The organism is Flavobacterium sp., from assembly GCF_003525665.1.
In the GTDB taxonomy this organism is placed as follows: domain Bacteria; phylum Bacteroidota; class Bacteroidia; order Flavobacteriales; family Flavobacteriaceae; genus Flavobacterium.
On sequence record NZ_DQDX01000143.1, the window covers coordinates 10,623 to 13,099 of the forward strand.

The window sequence follows — 2,477 nt, forward strand, 5'->3', positions numbered from 1 at the left end:
GTTTCTGTTGGTGGTGATATTTTATTTATAGAATCATTGATTTCTAAAGGAAAAGGTACTTTAACCTTAACTGGAAATTTAGGTACAGTAATGAAAGAATCGGCTACAATTGCGTTAGAATATATCAAAGCAAATGCAGAACTTTTTGGATTAGATCAAGACATTTTAACCAAATACAACATTCATTTGCACGTGCCAGAAGGAGCAACTCCAAAAGACGGACCAAGCGCCGGAATTGCAATGCTAACCTCTATGATTTCTCTTTTAACACAAAAGAAAATTAAAAAAGGTTTAGCGATGACAGGAGAAATTACTTTACGCGGAAAAGTACTTCCTGTTGGAGGAATCAAAGAAAAAATTCTTGCTGCAAAACGCGCCAACATTAAAGAAATCATTTTATGTCACGAAAATAAAAGTGACATTGAAGAAATAAAAGCCAATTATCTTGAAGGTCTAACGTTTCATTATGTGAAAGAAATGAGCGAAGTTATTGACATTGCTATCACAAATCAGAAGGTGAAAAACGCGAAAACTATTGAGTAATTAGTTTAAATTATACATTTTAAAGGCATGAGATTTATTTCTTTTGCCTTTTTATTTTTGTTTTCACGATAACTTTAAAAATAATATCTTCGCATTTCCGTTATAGATAGAGAAATTGCTATTTTTTGTATGTTAAAAAGACTACTTATCGTTCTTATGATGCTTTTTTGTGCTGTAAATTACAGTCAAGTTGGCGGTAGATCTGTTTATCAATTTCTCAACTTGGTAACATCGCCACGTCAAGCAGCGCTTGGTGGAAAGGTTATTACTATCTACGATAATGATGTTAATCAAGTGCATTTTAATCCAGCAACAATCAATGCCGAAATGGACAATCACTTGTCTGTAAATTACGGAAATTATTACGGCGAAGTAACCTACGGAACTGCAGCTTATGCTTACACGTACGACAGACACGTGCAAACATTTCACGCTGGTGTAAACTATGTAAACTACGGAAAATTTGAAGGATACGACGAAAATGGTCAGGCAACAACTGCATTTACTGGTAGTGAAGCCTCGCTTTCTTTTGGTTATGCCTATAATGTTCCGTTTTCCAATTTTTATTTTGGAGCTAATGCCAAATTAATTTCGTCAACCTTAGAAAGTTATAATTCTATTGGTGGCGCAGTCGATTTTGGCGCACTTTTTATTGACGAAGGAAATGATGTAAATTGGGCTTTAGTAATTAGAAATGTTGGAACTCAAATTACAACTTATGCCGGAAACAGTGAAAAATTACCTTTAGAAATTCTAATTGGTGTTTCACAAGAAGTTGAAAATGTGCCGATTCGTTGGCATTTGACTTTAGAAAACATGCAACAATGGAATGTAGCTTTTTCAAATCCGAATAGAGCAACAGGAAATATTGATGGCGGTTCGTCACAAGAAAAAGTTGGATTTATAAACAACGCTTTGCGACATGTTGTTGTTGGTGCCGAATTATTTCCAAAAAAAGGTTTCAACATTCGATTGGGTTATAATTTTAGAAGAGCCGAGGAATTACGTGTTGTTGAACAACGAAATTTTTCTGGAATTTCGCTTGGAGTTGGATTAAAAATGGGTAATATCAAATTTAATTATTCCTATTCAAGATACACTTTAGCAGCAAATACAAGTTTATTCGGACTAACAATCGATTTTTCTGATAAACGATATCAATATTAAAAATACATCACATTTGAAAAACATTACAATTGCCATTGACGGATTTTCCTCAACAGGAAAAAGTACTTTAGCCAAACAATTAGCCAAACACTTGGGTTATATTTTTGTTGATACTGGAGCAATGTATCGTGCTGTAACGTTGTTTTCTATGCAAAACGGCTACATTTCAGCCGATTATTTTGATAAAGAAACACTTATAAATAGTCTTCCGAACATTAAATTACATTTCGAATTCAACGCCGAACTAGGTTATGCCGAAATGTTTCTAAATAATGTCAACGTTGAAAAAGAAATTAGAACAATAGAAGTATCCAATTTTGTAAGTAAAATTGCAGAAGTTTCCCAAGTTCGAGCCAAATTGGTAGAACAGCAACAAGAAATGGGTAAAAATAAAGGCATTGTTATGGATGGACGCGACATTGGAACCGTAGTTTTTCCTGATGCCGAACTTAAAATTTTCATGACTGCAAGTGCCGAAACCAGAGCACAAAGACGTTTTGACGAACTTCAAGCCAAAGGCGATAATGTATCGTTTGAAGAAGTTTTAAAAAACGTTCAAGAGCGCGATTACATTGATTCTCACAGAGCCGATTCTCCGTTAGTTATAGCAGATGATGCTATTGAAATTGATAATTCGTATCTTACAAGAGACGAACAATTTGCCGCAGTTTTAGAATTGGTTGATGAAGTAATTAATCAATAAAACCAAAATTTAAATTCTATAAATCCAAATTTCAATTTTTTAAAATTTTGGAATTTGGAATTTA

3 protein-coding genes are annotated in these 2,477 nt (G+C 33.7%); all 3 read left to right on the plus strand.

The features are described from left to right. Positions 1-543: S16 family serine protease (locus DIU01_RS10050; protein ID WP_290834042.1), on the plus strand; the 543-nt coding region annotated here is incomplete at its 5' end. A gap of 129 nt (positions 544-672) precedes the next feature. Further along, positions 673-1,710: a type IX secretion system protein PorQ gene (gene porQ / locus DIU01_RS10055; RefSeq protein WP_290834043.1), complete on the plus strand. Its 1,038-nt coding sequence runs from the start codon at positions 673-675 to the stop codon at positions 1,708-1,710. Positions 1,711-1,723: 13 nt separating this feature from the next. After that, a complete protein-coding gene (cmk, locus tag DIU01_RS10060; RefSeq protein WP_290834044.1) occupies positions 1,724-2,413 on the plus strand; it encodes a (d)CMP kinase in 690 nt (229 codons plus the stop codon). Positions 2,414-2,477 lie beyond the last annotated feature (64 nt).

What these genes read in the sequence shown, in the direction of transcription:
- porQ (WP_290834043.1), top strand. Translation starts at nt 673, where the DNA reads ATGTTAAAAAGACTACTTATCGTTCTTATGATGCTTTTTTGTGCTGTA.